21 protein-coding genes and 1 pseudogene are annotated in these 24,411 nt (G+C 42.3%); 8 read left to right on the top strand and 14 right to left on the bottom strand.

Translation table 11 applies throughout. From position 1 onward, the window contains the following. Nucleotide 1 precedes the first annotated feature (1 nt). Entirely contained in the window at nt 2-457 is a 456-nt protein-coding gene (locus tag G509_RS0103225; protein WP_026990208.1) for an NUDIX hydrolase, read from the top strand. A gap of 81 nt (nt 458-538) precedes the next feature. On the opposite strand, the gene G509_RS0103220 is transcribed toward G509_RS0103225, so the two are convergent. After that, complete coding sequence (locus G509_RS0103220; RefSeq protein WP_081663232.1) at nt 539-1,336, bottom strand: SRPBCC family protein; 798 nt, start codon at nt 1,334-1,336, stop codon at nt 539-541. Nucleotides 1,337-1,508: 172 nt separating this feature from the next. Further along, nucleotides 1,509-3,542 (bottom strand): GEVED domain-containing protein, encoded by a 2,034-nt coding sequence (locus tag G509_RS22730; RefSeq protein ID WP_026990206.1) that lies wholly within the window; start codon nt 3,540-3,542, stop codon nt 1,509-1,511. Between the two features lie 300 nt (nt 3,543-3,842). Here G509_RS22730 and G509_RS0103210 point away from each other — a divergent pair, with 300 nt between their 5' ends. Beyond that, nucleotides 3,843-4,343, top strand: a complete 501-nt coding sequence (locus G509_RS0103210; RefSeq protein ID WP_026990205.1) for a hypothetical protein — start codon at nt 3,843-3,845, stop codon at nt 4,341-4,343. Between the two features lie 178 nt (nt 4,344-4,521). Here G509_RS0103210 and G509_RS23855 read toward each other — a convergent pair whose 3' ends face one another. The 4 genes and pseudogenes from G509_RS23855 to G509_RS0103195 all read right to left on the bottom strand — a co-directional run bounded on the left by G509_RS23855 (nt 4,522) and on the right by G509_RS0103195 (nt 9,568). Then, nucleotides 4,522-6,408, bottom strand: coding sequence for a vWA domain-containing protein (locus G509_RS23855; protein ID WP_242604882.1), 1,887 nt, complete (start codon nt 6,406-6,408; stop codon nt 4,522-4,524). 351 nt (nt 6,409-6,759) lie between these two features. Next, nucleotides 6,760-6,996, bottom strand: a pseudogene (locus G509_RS23850) (carboxypeptidase-like regulatory domain-containing protein); the annotation flags it as partial. A 568-nt stretch (nt 6,997-7,564) separates the two neighbouring features. Then, complete coding sequence (locus tag G509_RS0103200; RefSeq protein WP_035738440.1) at nt 7,565-8,083, bottom strand: RNA polymerase sigma factor; 519 nt, start codon at nt 8,081-8,083, stop codon at nt 7,565-7,567. Between the two features lie 639 nt (nt 8,084-8,722). Continuing rightward, nucleotides 8,723-9,568 (bottom strand): DUF6929 family protein, encoded by an 846-nt coding sequence (locus G509_RS0103195; protein WP_026990202.1) that lies wholly within the window; start codon nt 9,566-9,568, stop codon nt 8,723-8,725. A gap of 71 nt (nt 9,569-9,639) precedes the next feature. Here G509_RS0103195 and G509_RS0103190 point away from each other — a divergent pair, with 71 nt between their 5' ends. Continuing rightward, nucleotides 9,640-10,521 (top strand): PPK2 family polyphosphate kinase, encoded by an 882-nt coding sequence (locus G509_RS0103190; RefSeq protein WP_026990201.1) that lies wholly within the window; start codon nt 9,640-9,642, stop codon nt 10,519-10,521. A gap of 90 nt (nt 10,522-10,611) precedes the next feature. Here G509_RS0103190 and G509_RS23255 read toward each other — a convergent pair whose 3' ends face one another. From G509_RS23255 to G509_RS0103170, 3 genes are all read right to left on the bottom strand, one after another. Further along, nucleotides 10,612-11,169, bottom strand: a complete 558-nt coding sequence (locus G509_RS23255) for a hypothetical protein (RefSeq protein WP_131450743.1) — start codon at nt 11,167-11,169, stop codon at nt 10,612-10,614. Nucleotides 11,170-11,212: 43 nt separating this feature from the next. Then, complete coding sequence (locus G509_RS0103175; protein ID WP_026990199.1) at nt 11,213-11,548, bottom strand: hypothetical protein; 336 nt, start codon at nt 11,546-11,548, stop codon at nt 11,213-11,215. Between the two features lie 106 nt (nt 11,549-11,654). Beyond that, on the bottom strand, nt 11,655-12,197 hold the full coding sequence (locus G509_RS0103170) for a hypothetical protein (RefSeq protein WP_244877495.1): 543 nt from the start codon (nt 12,195-12,197) through the stop codon (nt 11,655-11,657). 196 nt (nt 12,198-12,393) lie between these two features. On the opposite strand from G509_RS0103170, the gene G509_RS0103165 reads away from it, so the two are divergent. Both G509_RS0103165 and G509_RS0103160 read left to right on the top strand, forming a co-directional pair. Then, nucleotides 12,394-13,791, top strand: a complete 1,398-nt coding sequence (locus tag G509_RS0103165) for an MATE family efflux transporter (protein WP_035738542.1) — start codon at nt 12,394-12,396, stop codon at nt 13,789-13,791. Nucleotides 13,792-13,804: 13 nt separating this feature from the next. Further along, entirely contained in the window at nt 13,805-14,035 is a 231-nt protein-coding gene (locus G509_RS0103160; RefSeq protein WP_026990196.1) for a hypothetical protein, read from the top strand. A gap of 244 nt (nt 14,036-14,279) precedes the next feature. Here G509_RS0103160 and mtaB read toward each other — a convergent pair whose 3' ends face one another. Then, nucleotides 14,280-15,653, bottom strand: coding sequence for a tRNA (N(6)-L-threonylcarbamoyladenosine(37)-C(2))-methylthiotransferase MtaB (mtaB, locus tag G509_RS0103155; RefSeq protein WP_026990195.1), 1,374 nt, complete (start codon nt 15,651-15,653; stop codon nt 14,280-14,282). Nucleotides 15,654-16,034: 381 nt separating this feature from the next. Here mtaB and G509_RS0103150 point away from each other — a divergent pair, with 381 nt between their 5' ends. Then, nucleotides 16,035-16,607, top strand: coding sequence for a hypothetical protein (locus tag G509_RS0103150; RefSeq protein ID WP_026990194.1), 573 nt, complete (start codon nt 16,035-16,037; stop codon nt 16,605-16,607). Between the two features lie 337 nt (nt 16,608-16,944). Next, nucleotides 16,945-18,183, top strand: coding sequence for a cation:proton antiporter (locus G509_RS0103140; RefSeq protein WP_026990193.1), 1,239 nt, complete (start codon nt 16,945-16,947; stop codon nt 18,181-18,183). 185 nt (nt 18,184-18,368) lie between these two features. Here G509_RS0103140 and G509_RS0103135 read toward each other — a convergent pair whose 3' ends face one another. Beyond that, nucleotides 18,369-19,778, bottom strand: a complete 1,410-nt coding sequence (locus G509_RS0103135; RefSeq protein WP_035738438.1) for an FAD-binding oxidoreductase — start codon at nt 19,776-19,778, stop codon at nt 18,369-18,371. Nucleotides 19,779-19,921: 143 nt separating this feature from the next. Here G509_RS0103135 and G509_RS0103130 point away from each other — a divergent pair, with 143 nt between their 5' ends. Beyond that, nucleotides 19,922-21,373, top strand: coding sequence for a T9SS type A sorting domain-containing protein (locus G509_RS0103130; protein WP_026990191.1), 1,452 nt, complete (start codon nt 19,922-19,924; stop codon nt 21,371-21,373). Between the two features lie 67 nt (nt 21,374-21,440). On the opposite strand, the gene G509_RS0103125 is transcribed toward G509_RS0103130, so the two are convergent. The 3 genes from G509_RS0103125 to G509_RS0103115 all read right to left on the bottom strand — a co-directional run bounded on the left by G509_RS0103125 (nt 21,441) and on the right by G509_RS0103115 (nt 24,268). Next, nucleotides 21,441-21,833, bottom strand: coding sequence for a DoxX family protein (locus G509_RS0103125; RefSeq protein WP_242604880.1), 393 nt, complete (start codon nt 21,831-21,833; stop codon nt 21,441-21,443). A 154-nt stretch (nt 21,834-21,987) separates the two neighbouring features. Further along, a complete protein-coding gene (locus tag G509_RS0103120; protein WP_026990189.1) occupies nt 21,988-23,007 on the bottom strand; it encodes an App1 family protein phosphatidate phosphatase in 1,020 nt (339 codons plus the stop codon). A 52-nt stretch (nt 23,008-23,059) separates the two neighbouring features. After that, nucleotides 23,060-24,268 (bottom strand): MFS transporter, encoded by a 1,209-nt coding sequence (locus G509_RS0103115; protein ID WP_026990188.1) that lies wholly within the window; start codon nt 24,266-24,268, stop codon nt 23,060-23,062. Between the last annotated feature and the right edge of the window lie 143 nt (nt 24,269-24,411).

Raw genomic sequence — 24,411 nt, 5'->3', positions numbered from 1 at the left:
CATGAAACAAAGTGCCGGCATATTGCTTTATAAAAAGGTTGAGGGGAAACTACTGTTCTTTTTAGTGCATCCGGGCGGGCCGTTTTTTGCAAAAAAGAACGAAGGCTGGTGGACGGTGCCTAAAGGCGAATTACTGCCTGACGAACTGCCGCTTGATGCAGCTGTGCGCGAATTTAAAGAGGAGACGGGTTATAAACCGTTACCCCCTTTTTTAGAATTGCAGCCCATTACTCAAAAAGCGGGCAAACAGGTGTTGTGCTGGGCTGCGGTGGGCAACCTTGATGCTGCAACTATTACCTGCAATACTTTTGAGATAGAGTGGCCGCCAAAATCGGGTAAAATAAAGGCTTTTGCCGAAGTAGATAAAGCCGGCTGGTTTATGTATGATGAGGCCAAACTGCTTATTAACGAGCGGCAGGTTGCTTTTTTAGACGAGTTTATACTGAAACTCTCCTGATAATTTACATCGCAAAAAAAAGCCACCTGCAAATGCAAATGGCTCTCTTACTTTTTTAGTACTTGTATTTAATTTTTGTTTTTAAGCTTTTGGCGAAACGCCGGTTTCAATATATTCTTTAAAATTCTGAATATCTTTTTCAAGCATTTTCTCAAATACCGGGGTAAACCATTTGGCTACCACTTCGCCGGGTTTTCCAAGCGGTGCATGGTACGATATGGTTACTTCAATCTCGGTAGCACTTCCGTTATCAATAAATTTAACCTTACCCGAGTTATCTATGGTAGAACCCGGCATTGAGTGCCAGCTTAGCAACTCGTTAGGCACATCCATTAATATTTCGGCAGTCCATTTAACGGTGCCAATCCCGGCAGGGCCTTTAGCCACCCAGTCCGATTTGTATTGGTCTATAGGTGTAACGCTGTCCAGGTGCATCATAAATTCAGGATGGTCTTCCAGCCTGCGCCATGCGGCATACACTTCCTCCACCGGCTTATTAATATGTAGCGATGCTGTTGCGGTTACGTTACTGCCTTTAAGCTTATCGGTACTGTTTATGGCAGCATAAGCAGGGCAGTAGCCGCTAATACCCCTAAAAAGCATGGTGCCGGCAGTAATGCCTTCGGCCACCTTTTTACTGTCTTTCTTTTTAAGTGCCCTGTATAACAGGTACGATCCGGCGGCTATCATAAGCAAACGCTCTGTAGTGCCTACATTAACCCTAAGCCCGGGAATAATACTTTTTTTGCCTTTATGTAAATAAGAGTCGGCCTCTTTGGTGTTAGATACCGAAGCATAACGGTTTGGATCTGTGCCCGATGCATCATACTTAGAAAAATTTCGTTTGTGGTTTCCTGTTGCAATTATTGTGTTATCCATGATTAGTTAATTTTAGTGTTTATGTATATTTTAAAATTACTCGTTATATGCCTAAGGTTCTTATAATTATATGGTAAAGTATTCTTAACAGACTTATAAAAAACGGTAATAAAAAAGCCACGCGATTGCGTGGCTTTCCTAAAAACTAAACACTTAACTAACTCATATAAAGCTAATTTTTAATGACTTTGTGTAAGGCTTCCGAACCGTTTTCAAAGTCAATTTTTATAAGATACAGGCCTGCTGCCAGGTTGCTAAAGTTTACCTGTGCGGCATTGGCTGTAGTAACCGTGCGGCCATCGGTAGTGTAAACCGTTACCTGTTTAACTGCAACAGCAGCATCTATAGTCAGTATATTGTTAACCGGGTTAGGGTATATGGTAAAGGCTGTTGCAGTAACGCCATTTGCGCCCGCAGTTGGGCCGGCAATTTGTAGCGAATAATCTTCTACCTGGCCGTAATAAGCGTTGGTACAGGCATCAAAATCGCCGGGCTCATATACATTCCATTGGTCTTTGGTAATCCTCATACGGGTTGTGCCTAAAGTGGCGGTTGCCGGAACAGTAATATCTAAAGTTGCGGTTACAGCATCATTGCCCGTTGTATTTTGTATAGACGTAGCATAATACTCGGTATCCATATCAAAAACCTCATTTTGGTTCCAGTCAATAAACACCCTTATGTCGTGCTCAAACAATCCAACCGTGTTACCTTTAACGGTAAGCGTATAGGTTTGGCCTTGCTGCACATTACCCGTAAGGTTAATAAAACTTTCGTAAGGCGGAGTAGCGTTAACTACAGCCGATGTCGCGTTGTCGATACCCGCAAACTGTACTAACGATATAGGCTCTACATCAAAATCTACAACAGCATCGCAATACGGTGCCGCCGAAGCCACATTCTGATTGGTAATTACAATATCTATAGTATCTAAAACCGTAGCATCTTGTACGCTTACGGCCTGTACTGTTACAGTGCCGTTGGCTGTGGCTGACACTAATCCGCTTTCGCTGATGGTTGCAAACGTGCCGCCAGTAATAATTGACCATGTAACGTTCTGGTTAGCTTCGGCAGGTAAAACAGTAGCCACTAATTGCAGTGTACCGTTAAAAAGGCTGATAGCAGCAGGCACATTGTTTAAAGTAGAAATTACAAGGCCTTCGGCAGGAATTATCTGTCCGGTTATAACCACGTCAATCGTATCTAAAACAGTAGCATCTTCTACACTTACCGCCTGTACGGTTACCGTACCGTTGGCAGAAGCAGTAACGAGTCCGCTTTCGCTGATGGTAGCAAACGTGCTGCCTGTGGTGATTGACCATGTTACGTTTTGGTTGGCCGTAGCCGGGGTAACAGCTGCGGTTAGTTGTAGCGTGCCTGCCGGAACTGTAATAGTAGCAGGTGCATTGTTTGCAGGAGTTATTAATAACCCTGTAGGCTGTGCCTGTGGCATTTTAATACAACGTACCGATGAGCCCTGGTCTCTGCCCGCACCTGCACCTGTATTTATAGTAAGGGGAGTAAAGTAAAAGTATTTAGAATAGCTGGGGTCGTTATCGCTAACAGTGCTGCTCCAGTAGTAGCCACGGGCACCCACGCTGCTTAAATTGCCGCTAAAGCCCGACCTGTTGCCGGCAATGGTAAGTTTAAGGTTGCTATCAAAAGCGGCCTGTATGCTGGTTATGTTTTCGGCAGCTACAATGGCTTCCCATTCGGCTTCGGTGGGTAGTCTCCATCCAAGGCCAATCAGGCGGCAAGGGTCGCAGCCATTAGTATCGGTAACGGCGGCAACGGTTGGCGCCTCCCACTTATCGGTAGCTTCGGCAAGGCTCCACCACTCGGCATCGCCAATGTAAAAGTCATCTATGCCGGTACCTAAACCCAATGGATTATTAGGAGTTGGTGCTGTAGCAGATGCTACAGAGGTACGTTTTTGGTGGCCATCGGCCCAACGGCCCCACTGGAAAAGGTCGCCGTAAGCACCATCATCTGTAGATAATACACCTATGTGGCTGCTGCCCAGGTTTTGCTGCATCCAGATGTTGCCATCGGCGGCACGCACGGTAGTATATTCTACAGCTACGCCATCATAAGTAAAAGTTACGCATCCGGTGTCGCCGGGGTTGGGTCCGGGTTCTGCTCCGGTGCATTGTGCTTTGCCAATACCAAAGGTAAGCAGGGCAAAAAACAGGTATAATTTGTTCATGTTTATTGGAATTTATTCGTAGCACAAATGTATTTATTTAGATTAATTAAAAATAGTGTAATAAGATTAATTAAGAAAAATTCATTGTATTTGTGAGTTATTGATGGCAATCAATAAATAATTAACATCTAAATTTTAGTTTGATTTAGCTTCAAATGCAAAAATTGTGTAGTTAACAAACTTTATGATTTTGTCATAAAATATTAATAAAAGAGGGTTAAAGTGTATTACGATACAATTTTAGGTACTAATTTTATCATAAATTAAAATGTGACTTACTACAATTAAAAATTGACTGTTATGAAAAAGATACTACTGCTATTACTGGTAACCCTGCCTGCCCTTGCCCAAAACGGCTTTAAGGTAGAAGGCAACGCCCTGGTTTGGGAGCGTGTTTTTCCGGCTGCGAATTCTGATATTGCCGCAGTGCTAAGCAGAGACCCTAACCTTAAGGTGGCGTCTTTTATGGATAACGTTTACAAAGGCCTTGGCTTTGATATTAAAAATACCTGCAACGGCGAAACCGCGCTTATGAAGAGCAACGTTAAGTTTCAGTTTTTAATTATGGTAAACCATGACAGCTATGTGGTTAAACTTAGGGAAGTGAAATTTTTAGAAAAATACGGACCTATGCAGGCGCGCACGCGTGCCAATGCCTACGAGCAGTATTTTTTAGACGGTACCAAAATTAAAGACGATGCCACCACGCAGCAAAACATGACGTGCCTGGATACGTTTTTAACATCGTTATTTTCGCCGGCACCGGCCACAACCGAATCTAAAGCTATGACATCTAACTAAAGTTAATTGTACTGATAAAGAAAAAGGCATAAGTGATTTTACTTATGCCTTTTTGGTTTAGGATTATTGGATTGTTAGATTTTTAGACTTTTAGAAAGTTCCACAGAGATGAACGACGAGTACTACTTTTAAAAATCTATTGCAGTCTAAAAATCTAATAATCCAACAATCTAATAATCTATTCTACTCGCTCTACCAGCCTTATAAACTCTGCCCTGTAGCCTTCGGGGTCGTTTTGCAGGCCTTGTTTTGCAAGCTCTTTAATGGCTTCGGTAGATTTGTTTGGAACCAGTTTGCTGTCTCTTAGCTTAAGGCCGAACCACGCCACAGCAGCGCTGAATTTAAAGTCGCCCGATGTGCTGGTAAACGGCAGGGCTATATTCGGGATAACTTTTACTATTTCTTTACTAACCTCTTCGTCCGGTTTTTTATGCCTGAATTTTATGGTAGCCAGCTCGTTGCTGTAATTGCCGTTGGCACTTTGCGGTGTGCTGTATTTAAGCTGCGGCGTGCTGTTAAAGTAATCGCTTTTTACGCCGGTAGGTATAATTTCGTAAAGCGCAGTAACGGTGTGGCCGCTGCCCAGTTCGCCGGCATCTATGGCATCATTGGCAAAATCTTCGTCGCGCAGCTTGCGGTTTTCGTAGCCAATTAATCGGTACGACTGCACGTAGTTGGGGTTGAACTCTATTTGTATCTTAACATCTTTGGCAATGGCATACATACTGCCTTTAAACTCTTTATTAAGGTAGCGGTCGGCTTCCTGCATGTTGTCAATGTAGGCGTAGTTGCCGTTGCCTTTATCGGCCAGGGTTTCCAGTTTAGAATCCTTGTAATTGCCCATACCGTAACCCAGGCAGGTAAGGAAAACACCGCTTTTGCGTTTCTCTTCAATCAACGTCTGCATATCAGTATTAGATGACGCCCCAACGTTAAAATCGCCATCGGTAGCCAGGATAACGCGGTTATTGCCTTTTTTTACAAAATTTTCCAAGGCAGTTTTATACGCCAGCTCTATACCGGCACCCCCTGCGGTACTGCCTCCCGATTCCAGCTCATCTAAAGCTGCAATTATTTTGTCTTTTTCGTCTCCGCCGGTAGAAGGCAATACCAGCCCTGCCGCACCGGCATAGACAACAATGGCAATCCTGTCCTGCTTGCGCATTTGTTTAACCAGCACCTTCATCGATTCTTTAAGTAAGGGCAGTTTGTTGCTATCGCTCATAGAACCCGACACATCAATTAAAAACACAAAGTTAGAGGCAGGTAATTCAGCAGCCTGAATATCTTTACCCTGAAGCCCTATTTTAAGCAGCTTATGGTTGGGGTTCCACGGGGCATCGCTGTACTCTGTATTAATAGAGAACGGATCTGACCCTGTGGGCTGCGGGTAATTGTATTTAAAGAAGTTGATCATTTCCTCAACCCTAACCGCATCTTTAGGCACTACCTCGCCATTGTTTAAAAAACGGCGGATGTTGGTGTACGATGCATTATCTACATCAATAGAAAAGGTTGATAGCGGGGTAGTAGCCGGGTTTTCGAACTTATTCTCGTCAAAGGCCTCATACTCTTCCTGGTCTATCTTAATTTTTTCCATCGGTACAAACTTACCGGTGGTGCTATCGGTATAACCCGCCTGTGCATCTTCTTTCAGTGCCTTTTTAAGTTCGCGTTTTTGCTTGCGGGTCAGCTTTTTGGTTTTGATGATGATAACGCCGTTAGCACCTCTGGCACCATAAACTGAATTGGTGGCTGCATCTTTAAGCATTTCGACCGATTTGATATTCTCGGGCTTTAAATTCTTGAGTTGTGCAAAATTAGAAGGTACACCATCTATAATGTACAATGGCTGATTACCGGTTTGTATGCTCGTTACACCCCTTATTGCTACTGTAGGTAATGCCCTGTAGAATATCCTTCCTCCTGAAAGCGTGTCATACTGCACGCCTGTATTTGGGATTATTGCTACCCCCGCAGCTTTGCCTTGTAATGCTTGTGAACCCGGTGCACCACTACCCGTAGTTACGCTTAAAGGAGGTACGTTTCCAGGTAGCGACTGCACAAAAGATTGGTTGGGCGCAGAAGCAACTTCTTTTTCGATATCAAGGTTATCAGATATACCATCTTTGTCGGTACTCTTTGGAACTGTAGCAACAGTTTTATCATTTGCTAGACCAGGAAGTATTTTTATTTTTTTTGCTTTAAAGTAATATTCCGGATTCTTGGTGCTCGTTGTAAAGCGGGCATTTTTCATAAAATATACTTCATCAGAACTCTGCGCAGGTGCCGATGCAACGTTAACAACTGCTGAATTAGCTTTAGCTGCCTTCTCGGCTTTGCGTTCTTCTTTTTTGGCCCTTCTTTCAGCAGCACGAGAACTTTTAATGGTTCCGTAGCCTACAACAACCACTTCTTCAAGGCTCTGTACATCATCCATCATAGCAATAGTCATGTTATTGTTAGATGGTTTAATATCTACTACCTGTTCTTTCATGCCAATATAGCTAATGCTTAATTTGTCTCCGGCTTTGGCTACAAGGCTAAACTTACCGTCAAAATCGGTTTGTGTACCCGTTGCAGTACCGTGAACAGTAACCGTAACCCCCGGTATGGGAAGGCCTGTTTGGTCGTTAACGGTACCCGTAACCATAGCAAAGCCTTTACTGTCTGTAAAAACAGGCAGGGTAGTGGTAACTATAGGTTGCTGGTTGGTAGTTACGGGTTCGCCATTTTTTGTTACTTCCCCAAAAACTGTAAATTCTCCTTTATCCGATATTTTATGCCATACTCTAAGTTTTTTAGTAGTGGGATTGAAGCTAATACTATCTGCCGTTAATAAAGAGGTTACTGCTTCTGGAGATAGCCGTGTGCTATTGGCAGCACCTTTTGGAGCTTCCTCTAAAACCACCTCTTCCTTAACCGTTTCCTTCTCCGGGCTAAAGGTTTCTTTTACCGCCTGTGTGTCTATGGTTGTTACAGTATTTTGAGGGACGGCATTGGGTGTAACAACAGGGGTATCTTGATTGTTCAGGAAAAATAATCCTACACCCATAAATAGCAGGAACAGGGCGGCAATGCCGGTATATTTCCACCACAGGGCAATGCGGCGTTGCTTTTTATTGTCCAGTTTATCTTCTACGCGGTTCCACACGGCTTCCATGCGGGCAAAGTCGGTGGTTTCGGCTTTGCGGGCTGCGTCTTTAAATTGATCGTATAATTTATCTTGATTTTCCATGGCTGCTCGTGTTTTGGTAATAAACATTGTTTACTAATTCCTTCAGTTTTGTGCGGGAGACGTTTAATTGTGATTTTGATGTTCCCTCGCTAATATTCAGCATGGTGGCAATTTCTTTGTGGCTGTAACCCTCTATGGCAAAAAGGTTAAATACGGTACGGCAGCCTTCGGGCAGGTATTCGAGCAGGTTGAGCAGGTCTTCTTCCTCCAGCCCCACGTGTTGGGCTTCCTGAGGTTCGGATGCGCGGCTCATATCCTCAATATAAATATTAAAGTTTACGTTGCGTTTAAGGCTAAGCAGGCAGTGGTTTACGGCAATTTTGCGCGCCCAGGCCTCAAAAGCCTTGCTTTCTTTTAGTTGGTCGAGCTTGGTGAATATAGTATAAAAGGCATCGGCCACAGCCTCTTCTATATGCTCTTCGCTTTTTAGGTACCGTTTGCAGGTATGGTACAGTTTAGGAGCTAAAAGCTCATACACCTGCCTCTGAGAGTCGCGGTGCATCTTTCTGCATGCTGTTATGAGTTTTTCTTCTATCACAATTGGTCTCTTTGTTTATATAGAGCAGAAAAACAAGTAAAAGGTTGGGAGGGGAGTGAAAAAAAGTTTACAGTCATCGGTTTGTAGTGGTCAGTTTTCAGTCTCAGTTTACAGTTAGTCCTCTCCCCAACCCCTCTCCGGAGGAGCGGGACAGCTACACTCGGCTGTTTTGGGTACGTTAATTATTGCTTTCAGGCTGGTTTCCGGTTTACAGTGGTCAGTTGGCAGTTTTTAGTTAGTCCTCTCCCTAACCCCTCTCCGAAGGAGAGGGGCAGCTACACTCGGCTGTTTTGATTATGTTAATTATCATACTAATTATTGCCGTCTAAAATTTACATACTGTGCCCGTTCCTGGCTCCCCTCTCCTTCGGAGAGGGGCCGGGGGAGAGGACTTTGTCAGTTTTCAGTCTCAGTTTACAGTTAGACCTCTCCCCAACCCCTCTCCAAGGGAGAGGGGCAGCTACACTCGATTATTTTAATTTGTGAATAAATTCCAGACTGTACCCGTTCCTGGCTCCCCTCTCCTTCGGAGAGGGGCCGGGGGAGAGGACTTTATGCCGATTTACAACTGTAAACTGAATACTGTAAACTGAACACTGTCAACTATTTACCAATGCTCAGCTTAAAAATATCCGATTGTTTGGCATCGTTATCTGTATCCTCGCACAATAAAAACTCCAGTGCGGTCTCGGTTTCTTTGTAGAGGGTAATGCCTTCAAACTTATTTTTTGTTGATATTATCTCGGTAAATTCCACCTCCATCGATTCGATGTCCAGGCGGCCAATGAGCGATCCTGCTACTTCGCCGTCTTCGTACGTTGAGCCCGATTTTTCGGCGGCAGCAATAAAATACAGCTTCTCGCCAATCTTAACCGCATCGGTAAAGCTGGCCTGTGCGCCATTTATTTTGGGCAGTTTAACTTCGTTGTAAATTATCTGAAAGGCCACATCGGTAATATCGCCATCAAGCGTAAACACGCCGTTCTGGGCTTTGGGGCCGTTGCCGCGGTTAAACAGGTACCAGGTGTCGCCATCGTTAACGGCGGCCTCTATATTGAAATTCTCGGAACTTATCTCGCCAAAGCCCTGCATAACCATGTAAAGGTCGGTTGCATCGATCTTGGGGTATACCAGTCCGGTCTTATAGTTAAGGTTGGTAATGGTGTTGCGGGCTTCGGTTGAGCCAGACCCAAACAGGTACAGGTTGTCTCCCTTGGCGGTAATACTCTCGTAATCGGGTTTGTCGGCCTTGGGTATGTTTTCCAACGGGCCGGTATAGTCTTTACTTTTAAGGGGTGTTTTTTCCAGCTTTTTACTCGTTATATCGTACTGGTACAGCATGTGGCTGCTATCGGATATCAGGTAAAGGGAATTGTTGTTGAAGAATAGTCCGGATGCCGACCCGATGCCGATGATACGGAACAGCAGTTCCAGGTGAAACTTTTGCATAATCTTATGGTTTTGCAGAAAACGCGGTACGCTTTTAATGGTTATATTTATATAAAGATAACGCATTTTTTATGAAGGATGTAAACACCGCCGATTTTAAAATTACCTCAAAATTTTCCATTACCGATACCCCAACTACTATAGATACCGGCTGCTCTGACCTTAAAACACACGATGCCCTTAAAAAGGTGAGCAAAAAGCTGGGCAAGCTTCAGGACAAGATGTATGCCAACAACCGCTATAGTGTGCTGGTGTGCCTACAGGGTATGGATACCAGCGGTAAAGACAGCCTTATACGCGAAGTTTTCAGGAGGTTTAACGCCCGTGGGGTTAACGTGTACAGCTTTAAAACACCATCGGGCGCAGAGCTGGAGCACGATTACCTGTGGCGCCACTACATTGCCCTGCCCGAAAGGGGTAAGTTCTCGGTATTTAACCGGTCGCATTACGAAAATGTGCTTATTACCCGCGTGCACCCCGAATATATTTTGAATGAGAACCTGCCGGGTATTAATTCGGTAGACGATATACCCAAGAACATCTGGAAGCAGCGTTTTGAGCAGATCAATAATTTTGAGAAGCACATTGCCCAGAATGGGGTGGTGGTGTTTAAGTTCTTTTTACATTTGAGTAAGGAGGAGCAGCGCCAACGCCTGTTGCGCCGCCTTAACAAACCGGAACACAATTGGAAATTTGCCCCGGCCGACCTGGAGGAGCGCGAATTGTGGGATGATTATCAAAAGTATTATGAGGATGCCATTAACCATACCTCTAAAGATGATGCCCCGTGGTATGTTATTCCGGCCGATAATAAAGAAACGGCCCGCTACCTTGTGGCTAAGACCATTTATGACGCGCTAAAAAAGTACGACGATATTAAAGAGCCCGAAGTTAACGAAGAAGTTTTGGAGCATATTAATGCGTATAAGAAAAAACTGAATGAGGAGGAGTAAATGGTTGTTGGTTGACGGTTGTTGATTTTTAGATATAGACAGTGTGCAAAAACGCGAATCTCAAAGTCCGAAAGTGAAATATTAAGCTGTTTATTGCACAATTTTCCATTCTTCAACCAAATAACGGTTCCAAATTCCGGGACGTAATTTTAGCTGTATGTTGTAAAAATTTTCTAACTCAAATCTTTCCAGTGATTTTTTATCTGTCTCTACATGTTCTTCCTCTCCTTCAAATTCAAACTTAATTTGGTAAGAAGCATTTTTGTTTCTGTCGTAAGCTTTAAATTCTGTTATGGGTACGGTTATAATTAAGGGTTTATTTTTCCTGGAAGCATTATAATTTACGCTATCAAATATAACAGATGTCATTAGACCCAAAGTAAGGTAAGATACTATTACTGATATAAATAGGTATGTGATTTTATGACCAATACTGTCTAAATGCTTGATATTTAGAAATCTTGATGCGATAAGTATGCCTGCCAAAACCGGAAGAATTAGTATAAAAAACGTGTACATGCCGCTTTCGCCTATAGTTTCTGGTGTCTCTAATGCCATTGCCGTTAGTAAGCAGATGATTACAGCTGCGGTTACTATTTTTATTCCGGATACACGATTGGGCTGTTCCTTAATTATTGGTTTGGCCATGTAACGCTCTTGTGATATTGTTTTAGTTATGATAATCAGGCAATTAGCTCTCCAACAAATCCCTGAACTCTTCTTCAGACAGGCAAATTCCGATGTTAGAAACAAGCTCGTTATCTTCTTCGTTACCGTTTATAAAATAGATTGGGATTGTAGCCGTAAGCTTGCGTTTGTGTATGCTATCGGCGGTCTGTTTGCCGTGCGATGGCTTGGCAGCATAGTTAACCACAATAGCATCGGGTTTTAAAATGCCGGTTTTACGGTAGGCTTCGGTACCGTCAAGTAGTTCAAAACCAATAACTTTGTGCGGAGGATGCTGCTTGCAAAGGTCCAGCAGCGGGGTAGTGGCATCTTTACTCCAGTCTATAACAAATAATTTCATGGGTTGGTTATTGGTGGTACAAATGTAAAAAAACCTGCGGCATAAAGCAGCAGGTTTCTCAAAGGTTAGTTTAGAACACTTAGGTTATATATATACAAAATGGCATTTATAATTTAAAAGCATAGGCAAGGCGCAATGCAATCTGGTCGGTATGAAAATCGTTCATACCCTCGTAGCGTACGCTAATATCTATAATATCAGTAGCATAGCCAATGCCCGGGGCCCATAAAAAGGTAGTCTCATCATAACCGTTGGTAACCGCAAAGCCGGCACCTACTTCGCCCAGTACATAAAACTGGTCTTCCCAAACAAAAGCTTTAAAGCCCGCCTTAGCCGGAATAAAGCCCAGGTCTTTGATGCCATCTTCGGCAAAAAGGTTTGTAAATCCGGTAGTTAGCGTTAACGATGTCTTTTTTGTAAGGTCGTATTGTAGCCTAACATCTCCGCCAAGCGACCAGTTAAAATAATCGCCGGTAGTAATACCACCATTAACACCAAAGCCCAGCCTAAAGCCCTGATTGTAGCTGTTAATAGCCTCGCTGTTAGTGCCTTCTATTTTTTGTGCAAACGCATTAGCGCCTAAAAATAATAATGCTCCCAGCATTACAGATTTTAATTTGTTTCCCAATTTCATGTTTCCCAATTTCATGTTTCCTCGTTTTATGTTAGTGGGGTAAAATTAGTATAATCAAATTGCCAACATTTGTAATTATATGTTAATTAATTACAAATGAAATAATAAAATTAAGAATCGGACTACTTATTATGATGATTTCTAAGTTTTTACGTCGGCTCATAGTACCGTCTGATTGCTTCTTTCTACCTTTGCAAAAAAATTGCGCACCGTGTTTTCTATCTATACCAAAGAATTTAGTACCAACATAAGGCTGGCCTACCCTGTAATACTGGGCATGCTTGGCCACACCCTAATTGGTGTTATAGACAACATTATGGTAGGCAGGCTGGGCGCTACAGAGCTGGCAGCCGTATCTTTAGGCAACAGTTTTGTGTTTATAGCCATGAGTGCCGGTATAGGCTTTAGCACAGCCATAACCTCTATCGTAGCGCAGGGTGATGCCGCTAAAGACAACAAGATGGTGCGTTCGGCATTTCACCACGGGTTGCTGTTGTGCACGGTGCTGGGGCTGTTTTTGTTTGGGGTGGTAAGCATTGCCAAGTCGCTAATGTCAGGCATGCACCAATCGCCAGAGGTTATAGCCCTTGCGGCACCTTATATCGACTGGGTGGCGTTTTCGCTGGTGCCTATGGTAATTTTTCAGGGCTACAAGCAGTTTGCCGATGGTATGTCGCTTACCAAATATGCTATGTATGCCGTGATTTTCAGCAATGTAATTCACGTATTCATTAACTACGTGCTTATTTACGGTGTGTGGTTCTTTCCAAAAATGGGAATGCTGGGCGCGGCATTAGGCACCGTTATATCAAGGCTTGCCATGCTGGCGTATATGCATTACGCGCTGTCGCACAATGCTAAGCTTAAACAATACTTTACCAATTTTAGCTTTGCCGAGATAAAAGCATCTATGCTTAAAAAAATATCGGCGTTAGGTTTGCCAAGCAGCATGCAGATGTTGTTTGAAGTAGCCCTTTTTACAGCCGCAGTATGGCTTTCGGGCTATCTTGGCAAAACCAACCAGGCTGCGAACCAGATAGCGTTAAGCCTTGCAAGCATGACGTTTATGTTTGCCATGGGTCTTAGCGTTGCCGCCATGGTACGCGTGGGTAACCAAAAAGGGTTGCGCGACTACGTACAGCTAAGGGTGGTTGCGCGCTCTATATTTTTGCTGGCCATTATTGTAGAAATTGTGTTTGCAATTTTGTTTATGGCGCTGCATAACTACCTGCCACACTGGTTTGTAAATGCCGATGATGCCCTGCAATTGCAGGATAATACCGAGGTTATTAAAATTGCCGCCACGCTGCTTATAGTTGCTGCGGTTTTCCAGATATCCGACGGTATACAGGTAGTAGTGCTGGGTGCACTGCGTGGTTTACAGGACGTTAAGATACCTACCGTTATTACCTTTGTGGCCTACTGGGTTATTGGTTTCCCTATCTCTTTTTACTTAGGTTTATACACCCCATTAAAAGCTACGGGAATATGGATAGGATTGCTGGCCGGCCTTACTGCGGCTGCATTATTTTTGTATCTTCGCTTTAATTATTTAACCAATAAGTTAATAGCAGGCCAGGAGCCGGCTTTAAAAACTGTAGACATTTAAACCTTTGACCAACATGGAATTACCAAAATTTGTACTGGCCGATAATACCGATTTTCCTGATGATATTTTTATAATTCACCTGGATTACCCACGCTTTATAATTAATCTTAGAGACGATGAGGTGGAAATTATGGAAGAGCCGGAAGACCTTGACGAAAACGAGCTTAATGCCGAAATGGAAAACCTTATTGTACTTGCTAACGAGTTTTACGATAGGGAAGTAGCACGCTACGAGAAGCAGTAATTTAAGTTACAGTGATCAGTTGCAGTTGGCAGGGAGCTGCATTTTAGAATGTAGAATATAGATTTGAGATTAGGTGCACTATATGTCAGTGTAGCGCACCGGAGCCGAAGAATCTCTATCCGATTTATAAAGTACACGAGATTCTTCCTTCGTCAGGATGGAATATAAACCACATTAAAAGATACCCTATACAAGAAAAAGAGAGCAGTAACGCTCTCTTTTTGTTTATATATAGATTTGATTATTAGGCTAATAATGTTTCAAAAGCATTAATAATCCCGGCATCAAATACTTCGGGTTTGTTTACAAATTCGGCTTTAACCATACCATCATCATCAATAGATATAAGGTTTACCTCGTGCAGGGTGTTAACCAGTTCGGGGTTCCAGTGCATTTTTACTTTTACATAGTTTTCTGTAAAGCCATGAATGTAGCCTTCCCTGTTTTCGCTTTCAAACAAAACAGTCCGGGTTGTGCCAAGCTGGCCTTCGTAAAAAGCACGGCGCTTTTTAACCGATAGTCCCCTAAGCATCTTGCTACGTTTAGCGCGCACATTATTAGGTACCGTGCCATCCATAGTAGCGGCGGGTGTATTATCACGCTCGCTGTACGTAAACACGTGTAGGTACGATATATCCATCTCATTTAGAAAGTTGTACGTTTCTAAGAAATGCGCATCGGTCTCGCCCGGAAAGCCCACAATAACATCTACGCCAATACAGGCATGGGGCATTACTTCGCGAATTTTATTAACACGCTCTGTATATACCTCGCGCAGGTAGCGGCGGCGCATTAGTTTTAAGATATCGTTACTGCCACTTTGCAGCGGAATATGAAAATGCGGTACAAAAGTGCGGCTCTTAGAAACAAACTCAATGGTCTCATTTTTAAGTAGGTTAGGCTCAATAGACGATATGCGCAAACGCTCAATACCTTCCACCTTGTCAAGCTCCTGAACCAGCTCGTAAAACGTGTGCTCGTGTTTTTTGTTGCCAAATTCGCCTTTACCGTAATCGCCAATATTAACGCCGGTAAGCACAATTTCGCGAATGTTTTGTGCCGATATCTCGGCAGCATTTTTAAGCACGTTCTCTAACGTATCGCTACGCGAAATACCACGCGCCAGCGGAATGGTACAATAGGTACACTTATAATCGCAGCCATCCTGAACCTTTAAAAAGGCACGGGTACGATCTCCAATAGAGTAGCTACCCACATAAAAGTCGGCTTCAGATATTTCGCACGAGTGTACCTCGCCCATATCGTTCTTACTCAGGTCGTTTATATAATCGGTAATCTTAAATTTTTCGGTAGCGCCAAGCACCAGGTCTACGCCATCTACAGCGGCAAGCTCTTCGGGCTTAAGCTGGGCATAGCATCCTACGGCAGCCACAAAAGCCTTATCGTTTTTTTTAAGCGCCTTTCTAACCATTTGCTTAAACTGCTTGTCGGCATTTTCTGTAACAGAGCAGGTATTAATAACATATATATCGGCCGGGTCTTCAAAATCAACACGGTCAAAACCTTCATCCTGAAAACTGCGCGCAATGGTAGATGTCTCCGAAAAATTCAGTTTACATCCCAGTGTATAAAAAGCGACTTTCTTTCTTGCTTCCATCATATTCCTTTTCTTTAGAAGGCGGGTTGCCCCGTAATCTCCTCCCGCGTACGCGAGCCTGCAAAGTTACAAACAAAAAGCGAGTAAAAAAATGCTGTTTTTTAGAGGATTAGTATTGTTCTCGATTAACTTAAGAGTAAGCAGGTCTGAGTGAAGCTAAGGCCTTAAACTTCGTTGCGTTAAGCAAAATAGAAGCTAAGGCGTTTAAAATCATTTGCTGTTTGAGCGCCAGCGAGTCTGCCTGCCGGCATAGGCAGGTTCAAATGATTTAGCCGAAGCTTTTATTTTGTAGCAAAAGAAGTTAGTGTCTTGAACTTTTGGTTCTTTTGTTTCAAGACAAAAGAACAATGCCTTATATTTGAAACCATTAAATTACCCCTAATGAAAACACCCCTTTTAATTGTAGCCTTTGTAATGGCAACATGCTTTAACGCCATTGCCCAGGATAAAAAGTCGCTGGAAACGCAAACAGCTAAAATGTACCAGAACACGGTAGATGCCAATTATACCGAGATGGTAGAGGATATGTACCCAAAATATTTTGACATTGCCCCTAAAGAGCAACTGGTTGAGGCTTACAAGAAAACCGACAACCCCAACTATAAAATGGACATTATTTACACAATGCCCAATTTTGAGTACGGCCCTATTAAAAAGGTTGGCGAAGGTAGTTACTGCATTATTAAGCACGATCTGCGCATGAAAATGACCTTTAAAACCATTTTGCCTGCCGGCGAAGAAGAGAAGTTAAAGGAGAGTTTTAAAACCAATTTGCAAGCCAATAGCGTTGTGTATAACCCTAAAGACAACTCGTTTACCATAACTAAGAGAGACGAAGTTATAGCTGTAGCCGATAAGCTGACTAAAAACCAATGGAAGTTTGTAAAAAAAGGCCCCACCAGCTTAATGGAAAAACTGCTGGATAAAAAAGTGGTAAAGGCATTAGGCCTCTAACTATTTACAACCCTGTTTTTGGTTTTGTAAGAATAAAGTAGTACCTTTAATACAAGTCACGATTACAAACAATTAAAACATACAGTTATGGCAAAAGGACAAGACGTTAAAAAAGCGGTTAAGAAGGAGCCCTTAAAGACCGCTAAAGAAAAGAAAGAAGAGAAACGCGACAAAAAGAACAGCAAAAAAGATTTTAGCTAATTCTTTATAATTACACAAAAAAGCCCTGTATTTACGGGGCTTTTTGCGTTTTAGGGCACATCCTGATTAGGATTTTAGGGTATTTTTTGTTATGTTTGTGCATATACGCTTACTAAATTATTGTTTTTACCCGCCCATGGAATTATACTATTCACTCTCCGTTCTTATAGTCCTGGCAAGCTTTTTTGCCTACTTAAATGTCCGTTTTTTAAAACTACCATCAACCATTGGTATCATGGTACTGGCTATGGCCGTATCTATATTCCTTGTAATTTTTGGCAATGTTTTCCCCAGTACCCTTAGCCGCATTTCAAGGCTTATACACAGTTTCGATTTTACCGAACTGCTAATGGGGGCCATGCTTAACTTTTTACTCTTTGCAGGGGCCATTCACATCAATATAAAAGATTTACGAGAGCAACGCGGCCCCATTGTGGTGTTCTCTACCGTTAGTGTTATTATATCCACCTTTGTGGTGGGCACAACGGTGTACTACATACCTATTACAGATTTAAACATACCTTATATTTACTGCCTGCTGTTTGGGGCGCTAATATCGCCAACAGATCCTGTAGCGGTTCTGAGTATCTTAAAACAGGCCAAGGTGCGAAAATCGCTGGAAACCAAAATTGCCGGCGAATCGTTGTTTAACGATGGTGTTGCTGTTGTGGTTTTTGCAGTATTGCTACAGCTTGCCCAGGGTACTGCCGAAGACCTTACACCGCTTAACATTGCCTGGCTCTTTATAAAAGAAGCCGGGGGTGCCTTTATACTGGGTATTATATTGGGGGTAACGGCATCGCGCGCCATGCGTAAAATAGACGACTACAAAGTGTCGGTTCTTATAACGCTGTCGGTGGTTATGGGGGGCTATTTAATAGCAAGGGGGCTGCACATATCGGGTCCGCTTACCATGGTAATTGCCGGTATTATAATAGGCAACTTTAAAAGGCGTTTCTCGATGTCGCCTACCACAAAAGACTACCTTGATAAGTTCTGGGAACTTAACGATGAGATACTTAACGCCATACTCTTCCTGTTTATAGGGTTTAACCTTTTGGTTATTAAAAACCTTGATAGCTACTGGTTTCCCGGCCTTGCGTGTATTGTATTAGTGCTGTTTTCGAGGTTTATATCCATCTGGCTGCCCACAAAATTTATACGCTTTCGCGAGAAATTTAGCCCCGGTACCATTAAAATATTAGTTTGGGGAGGCCTTCGTGGTGGGGTATCTATTGCACTGGCACTATCTATAGACGATGGCCCGTATACCAACACTATTATTGCCATTACCTATTTTGTGGTAGTGTTCTCTATTATAGTACAGGGGCTTACCATTGGTAACTTTGCACAAAAGGTTTTAGCGAAAGAATAAGAGCTATATCACAGAGATACACGGAGGGCACACAGAGATTCACAGAGATTTTTTTAAGATACACCTTTAGGTATGAGATCATAAAACTGTATATAAAGCTTTGTGGTCTCTCGCTTTAGCGAAAACTGAATTATTTCTCTGTGGATCTCTGTGCTCCCTCTGTGTATCTCTGTGGGATGTTCCTTTTACAAATTATCCGGCAATATCTTACCCGGATTCAATATATTATTAGGGTCGAATAGCTGCTTAATGCCCTTCATTAATTGCAGGTGTGTGTTGCTAAAGGCAATATCCATATAGTTTTTTTGAACGTAGCCAATGCCATGCTCTCCCGACAGCGTTCCTTTAAGCGATACCGTTAGTTCGAATATCTCGCGTATGCCTTTAGGTACTTCGTTTTTCCAGTTATCATCGGTCATATCGCCTTTAATAATGTTTACGTGCAGGTTGCCATCGCCGGCATGGCCGTAACAAACCGATTGGAATCCATACTTTTTGCCTATAATTTTAATGCCTTCTAACAATGTTGGCAGCTCATAGCGCGGCACAACAGTATCCTCCTCCTTATAAACCGAATTCGATTTTACGGCTTCGGCAACGGTGCGGCGCAGCTTCCAGAGGGCATTTTTTTGCTCCTCAGTATCGGCAAATAAAATCTCATCAACCTCAAAGCGCTCTACAACGCCCATAATTTTTTCGGCCTCGGCAAAAAGCACGTCGGGATAATTACCGTCTACTTCTACAAGCAAATGCGCCTGAACTTCATCTTTAATATCAAGGTTAACAGCATCAAGGTATTTAAGTCCCCAATCAATAGCGTCGCGTTCCATAAACTCCAGGGCGCTTGGCACAATGCCTGCCCTAAAAATTTCGGCAACAGCCTCGCATGCCTGCCCCGCCTTAAAAAACGGAATCAGCATCAATACATTATGGCTGTTTTTAGGCAGCAGCTTCATAACAATTTTGGTAATGATGCCAAGCGTACCCTCACTGCCCACCATAAGCTGGGTCAGGTTGTACCCGGTAGAGTTTTTAAGGGTGTTGGCACCCGTCCAGATAATTTCGCCGTTAGGCAAAACAACCTCAAGGTTAAGCACATAATCTTTAGTAACACCATATTTTACAGCCCTTGCGCCGCCGCTGTTCTCGGCAACGTTGCCACCAATGGTACAACTGCCCTGGCTGCTTGGGTCGGGTGGGTAAAACAGGCCTTTCTCGGCGGCAGCCTCTCTAAAAACCTGGGTTATAACGGCAGGTTCTAAAATAGCCTGCAGGTTTTTTTCGTCTATCTCAATTTTAGTAAAACGCTCCATGCTAAGGCCAATACCGCCATAAATGCTTAACGCACCGCCACTAAGGCCGGTACGCGCACCAATAGGCACTACGGGAATGGAATGTTGGTTTGCCAGCTTCATAATTTCAGCTATCTCCTGTGGCGTACCCGGCTTTACCACCACGCTTGGCGGAAAGTTGTAATCTTCGGTCTCATCGTGACCGTAGTGGGTGCGGGTCTGGATGTCTAAAAATATAAATTGAGCGCCTGTAATGGCTTCTAATCCTGTTACTATATCCTGAGATAGCGTTGTAGTCTGCATAATAAAGCTTGTGCTTGTGAGGCTTCAAAAATAGTGTTTTTAACAACGAAATAAAATAATTGCATTTTTAAAGAAGGTAAGTTGAATTAAATTATATTTACATTGAATTATTTATAAGTAAATTAACTAAATGTATTTTAAAAATGAGAAAAATTACAATTTTTTTTGCTTTATTATTTAATGTTTTTGTTTATGCCCAATCATTTTCATTAGATCCGACATTTAGTGATAATGGCGTTAAAATTAATAGCGATATTAGTTACACACCCAAAGATGTATTGCTAATTAATAATAATTATTACTTTATTTCTTATAACAAGGTTGCTAAGGTGAGTTATGGTGGCACACTTGATACCAATTTTGGTAACGATGGCTTTATAACCTTAGAAAATGGCGGTAATACTTTTGAAATTAAAGGATTTAAAAATATAGGAGATTATCTTTATGTTTTTGGACAAGCCACTAATACATCGGGTAACAAAAATATTTTTTTTTGTAAAATCGATATGGATGGTAGCTTTGATAGTTCTTTTGGAACTAATGGTTTTGCAATAATAGATTTTAACGAATCGGAAGTTTTAAACGATTTTACAACAGATGCCAGCGGCAATTTATTTTGCATTGGCCAAAATGGTAGCGCTACAATTTATTTTAAAATAATGCCTTCCGGAAGTTTGCTTACTACTTTTGATGCTTTAGGGTATAAAATAGCTGCCATCTCTTCAGGTAAGAAGATTTTTAGTTACGGGTTGAATTTTTTAATTGTAGGAACAAATTTTGATGAATTAGCTATCTCCCAAATAGACCCATCCGGTAATCTGGTAACCACTTATGGTACTAACGGAATTGTTACTTCGCCACTTATAACAAATTTTGTAAGTCAAGTTGTTCAGGCCGAGCTTATCGGTACAAATTTATATGTAAATTCTTTCCATAGTTGGTCTTTTAACGCCCAGGAAAGCAGATTGCAAAAATTTGATATAAATACAGGCAGTGTACTAAGCACCTTTACTAATAATTACAAAACTTATTTTCAAATAAAAAATAATAGTATTTATATAACCGGAGCAGATCGTTGCGATATAGGTACCTGTACAAGAGATTACAAGCTAACAAAGCAATCGCTTAACGGTAATAGCGAGCCTCAAAATACAATTAACTATTCGTATAACTTTCCGGCACTTCTATGGTCTGATGATGTATCCGGTACCGTTTTCGTAGATGATAATGGAAAGATATCTCTTGCCGGTACAGGTAAAAAGTCTTATTTTATTGAGGGCCAACCGGTGTATGAATGGGGCTTTGCAATGATACGCCTGGTTGAAGGGCCACTTAGCCTTAATGATGTTTCAACAAAAACGGCAAGCGTCTATCCAAACCCGTTTAACGATTTTGTTACTGTGGAAAGTGGTTCTCAAATTAAAGATATTCAGGTTATGGATGTTAGCGGAAGGGTAATCAGTAACCCAAACTTTACTACGGAAGGAGAAACTGCAAGGGTTAATCTTGAAACGCTACAGCAAAATGGTATGTATCTTATGCAGGTTACTACTACAGATGATAAAACATTTACAAAGAAAATTATAAAGCAATAATTTTAAGTATTATATGTAAACAAAAGCCGCCCCAATTGGGGCGGTTTTTTATATAGTGAAAAGGAGTTTAATACCTCCTTTTCTTTCTCTTATTAATTAAACCATCTATAGAATACCTGCCGCTACCCGTTATAAGCAACAGTACGTAGGCTGCTAAGTAAAGGGCGCCAAGCTCCTGCTTTTCGAGGCCGTCGGGCGCATGCACTATAAAAACTACCACCAGCATAGTTATTATAAGCGGTATAAGCACCAATCTTGTAGCCAGGCCAAGTATCAATAATGCCGAGCATACCACCTCTGCAAATATGGCAAGCATTAACGATGCCGTAGCGCCTAACCCAATCGGGTCAGGAAATTTTATAGGGCCTCCGGCAAGCAGCATATCAAACTTCATAAGTCCGTGGGTAAGCATTAAAACACCCATGACTGTACGAAGTATCAACAGGGCTAAACTGTTCATTTTTTTATCAATGGAGCTCGAAAAAATCCACATGGCGTATAAATTTAGTTGTTGTTACCTGTAAAGTTAAGAAAATAATTACATAACAGGCTTTTAGCTGTAATTGTTTAATGTTAATGTTGGGCAAAAACCATCTAAACAAAATGTGAAGTGCTTAAATAAACCCCTGTTCGCGGGCATGAATTTCGGCTTCCGCCGATGTTTCTACCAGCAATACAGGCGTAACCCTAAAGTTGTCTACAATGCTTTTTACAGTTTGCATACGGCGTTTATGTGTAACGCTGCGCAGGTAAATGCACAAAACCCTGTTAGGGAACTGCGCCGCAATATCGGTGTAGATAGTGGCATCGTGTTCGCCACTGTCGCCAATCAAAATAAAATTCAGGGTAGGGAAAGCATCCAGTATATTTAGTATCTCTTTTTGTTTGTGAGGCTTTTCAGATCCGGTCACTTTCTGGAAAATGCTGTTAAAGCTGCGTAGCAATACAGGCCCTTTCGGGAAACCGTTATGGCCTAAGAATAGCTTAAGGTACTGGTACATATTCCAAGGGCTGTTGCTCAGGTAAAAAACAGGGTTCTTTTCTTTATCGTCAATGCCCTTGTGCAGTTTGCGGTATAAATTGGGCGCACCTTCTAAAGGCATACGGCGGTAGGAATTTACAAACAGCGAATTGCGAATTACTTTCCACTTTAAAAAAGAGGTTACTCCGGTTGTAAGCAGCGTATCGTCAATATCTGTAATCACGCCATAATCGGCCTCGGCTTCGGGTATTAGTAATTCGCCCTGAAAAACCTCTGTAACGGCAACCCCTTCAGAATCCGGAATGCTCAAATCGTAATACAGCCAGCCCTCGGCATCCGATAATTCCCTTAAATTAAGGCCTACATTTATATCGAATAAAAAATATCCATTGGCATCGGTCTTAGCCGTAAAAATCAGGTTATTAACCTTTAACTGTACGCGTATACCGGGAATTTCGTAGGTGTCAAATTGTTTTATGGCATTTTTAATAGTAGCCACAAACGATGGGCTCTCGCTGTATTGCAGCGGAACATTATCCAGCACACGGCCCTTTACATACAGGTGGTTTTGGGTGCCGTAACTCCTGTAGGGCACAATGTGTATGGCGTCTATTTTGTAGTGCCCAAATAGTTTTTTTAACCGTTTTATCATACGTTATCTTCTATCTCTAAGATAGCTTAATGCGGCGTACTGTAAAATGGTTTTAACTTTTTTTCTTTAAATTGGGTAAGAACATGGCTATGATGCCAATAAGTGGCAGGTAAGCGCAAATATCATATACGTGCTCTATACTGGTATGATCGGCAAGGTTGCCCAAAAGAGCCGACCCTAAACCGCCCATGCCAAAGGCAAAGCCGTAAAAAAGCCCCGATACCATGCCCAGTTTTTTAGGAAGCAGCTCTTGTGCATACACTAATATAGCAGGGAATGCCGATGCCAGTAATAGGCCGATGATTACCGATAGTACACTTGTCCAGAACAAGCTGGCGTAGGGCAATAACAATGCGAACGGAGCTACACCTAACACCGAGAACCAGATTACATATTTACGTCCGAATTTATCACCCAGGGGGCCGCCTAAAAGCGTTCCGGCAGCTACCGATATTAAGAACACGAAAAGGTAAAACTGCGCGTCCTGTACTGTAACGCTAAATTTAGATATTAAGTAAAACGTAAAATAGCTTGATAAACTGGCAATATAAAAGTATTTGGAAAATATAAGCACCAAGAGTATTATTACCGAGACTACCACACGTGTTGGCGAAAGGTCGGGCATTTCTATAACCGGTTTCTTTTTAGCGGTAAGGTTCAGGTGGCTTTGGTACCACTTTGCTATACGCCATAAAACCCCCATAGCTATTAGTGCTATCCCTACAAATAAAACAATATATTCCTGGCCATGCGGTACGACAATCCAGGCTATTAATAGCGGGCCAATGGCTGTACCGGTGTTTCCACCGATCTGGAAGATGGACTGCGCTAAACCCCGCTTACCGCCCGATGCCAGGAACGATACCCTGGAAGATTCCGGGTGGAAAATAGACGACCCTATGCCTACAAGTACTACAGATAGTAATATAACTTCGAAATTAGCGGCGTATGCCAAAAGTATGATTCCTGATGTGGTAAACAGCATACCTATTATTTGCGAGTAGGGCTGGGGGTGCTTATCGGTATAAAAACCAACAAAGGGCTGTAATAATGATGCTGCCATTTGATAGGCAAAAGTTATAAGCCCTATTTGGGTAAAGTTTAGTGCGTATTTGTCTTTTAAGATAGGATATGCCGCCGGAATTACAGCCTGCAGCAAATCGTTAAGCAGGTGGGCAAAGGCAATGGAAAATAGTATGGAATATACGGTTTTCTGGGCATTATCTATAGTTAGTGGAGTTTTGGTTTGTGTAGTTTCCATGTAAAAAATTAAAGGTGCAAAAATACGGCACGCTTTTTTGTTATAGCCACGAATAAAATAAATTTTATAGTTTTTGGAGGTAGCCGTACTGAATCTTAGCCACTAATTACACTAATCTCACAAATTTTATTCGCAGTAAACGA

This window comes from Flavobacterium subsaxonicum WB 4.1-42 = DSM 21790 (assembly GCF_000422725.1).
In the GTDB taxonomy this organism is placed as follows: Bacteria; Bacteroidota; Bacteroidia; order Flavobacteriales; family Flavobacteriaceae; genus Flavobacterium; species Flavobacterium subsaxonicum.
Note: the sequence above shows the minus strand (reverse complement) of the source record. Positions and strands in the feature narration are given on the sequence as shown.

Coding starts and splice junctions, on each gene's coding strand:
- G509_RS0103220 (WP_081663232.1), bottom strand. CDS start 1,336: ATGGATAACACAATAATTGCAACAGGAAACCACAAACGAAATTTTTCT.
- G509_RS0103150 (WP_026990194.1), top strand. CDS start 16,035: ATGAAAACACCCCTTTTAATTGTAGCCTTTGTAATGGCAACATGCTTT.
- G509_RS0103130 (WP_026990191.1), top strand. CDS start 19,922: ATGAGAAAAATTACAATTTTTTTTGCTTTATTATTTAATGTTTTTGTT.
- G509_RS0103210 (WP_026990205.1), top strand. CDS start 3,843: ATGAAAAAGATACTACTGCTATTACTGGTAACCCTGCCTGCCCTTGCC.
- G509_RS0103115 (WP_026990188.1), bottom strand. CDS start 24,268: ATGGAAACTACACAAACCAAAACTCCACTAACTATAGATAATGCCCAG.
- G509_RS0103200 (WP_035738440.1), bottom strand. CDS start 8,083: ATGCACCGCGACTCTCAGAGGCAGGTGTATGAGCTTTTAGCTCCTAAA.
- mtaB (WP_026990195.1), bottom strand. CDS start 15,653: ATGGAAGCAAGAAAGAAAGTCGCTTTTTATACACTGGGATGTAAACTG.
- G509_RS0103225 (WP_026990208.1), top strand. CDS start 2: ATGAAACAAAGTGCCGGCATATTGCTTTATAAAAAGGTTGAGGGGAAA.
- G509_RS0103140 (WP_026990193.1), top strand. CDS start 16,945: ATGGAATTATACTATTCACTCTCCGTTCTTATAGTCCTGGCAAGCTTT.
- G509_RS0103135 (WP_035738438.1), bottom strand. CDS start 19,778: ATGCAGACTACAACGCTATCTCAGGATATAGTAACAGGATTAGAAGCC.
- G509_RS0103160 (WP_026990196.1), top strand. CDS start 13,805: ATGGAATTACCAAAATTTGTACTGGCCGATAATACCGATTTTCCTGAT.
- G509_RS0103170 (WP_244877495.1), bottom strand. CDS start 12,197: ATGAAATTGGGAAACATGAAATTGGGAAACAAATTAAAATCTGTAATG.
- G509_RS0103190 (WP_026990201.1), top strand. CDS start 9,640: ATGAAGGATGTAAACACCGCCGATTTTAAAATTACCTCAAAATTTTCC.
- G509_RS0103125 (WP_242604880.1), bottom strand. CDS start 21,833: ATGAACAGTTTAGCCCTGTTGATACTTCGTACAGTCATGGGTGTTTTA.
- G509_RS0103195 (WP_026990202.1), bottom strand. CDS start 9,568: ATGCAAAAGTTTCACCTGGAACTGCTGTTCCGTATCATCGGCATCGGG.
- G509_RS23255 (WP_131450743.1), bottom strand. CDS start 11,169: ATGGCCAAACCAATAATTAAGGAACAGCCCAATCGTGTATCCGGAATA.
- G509_RS0103175 (WP_026990199.1), bottom strand. CDS start 11,548: ATGAAATTATTTGTTATAGACTGGAGTAAAGATGCCACTACCCCGCTG.
- G509_RS0103120 (WP_026990189.1), bottom strand. CDS start 23,007: ATGATAAAACGGTTAAAAAAACTATTTGGGCACTACAAAATAGACGCC.
- G509_RS22730 (WP_026990206.1), bottom strand. CDS start 3,542: ATGAACAAATTATACCTGTTTTTTGCCCTGCTTACCTTTGGTATTGGC.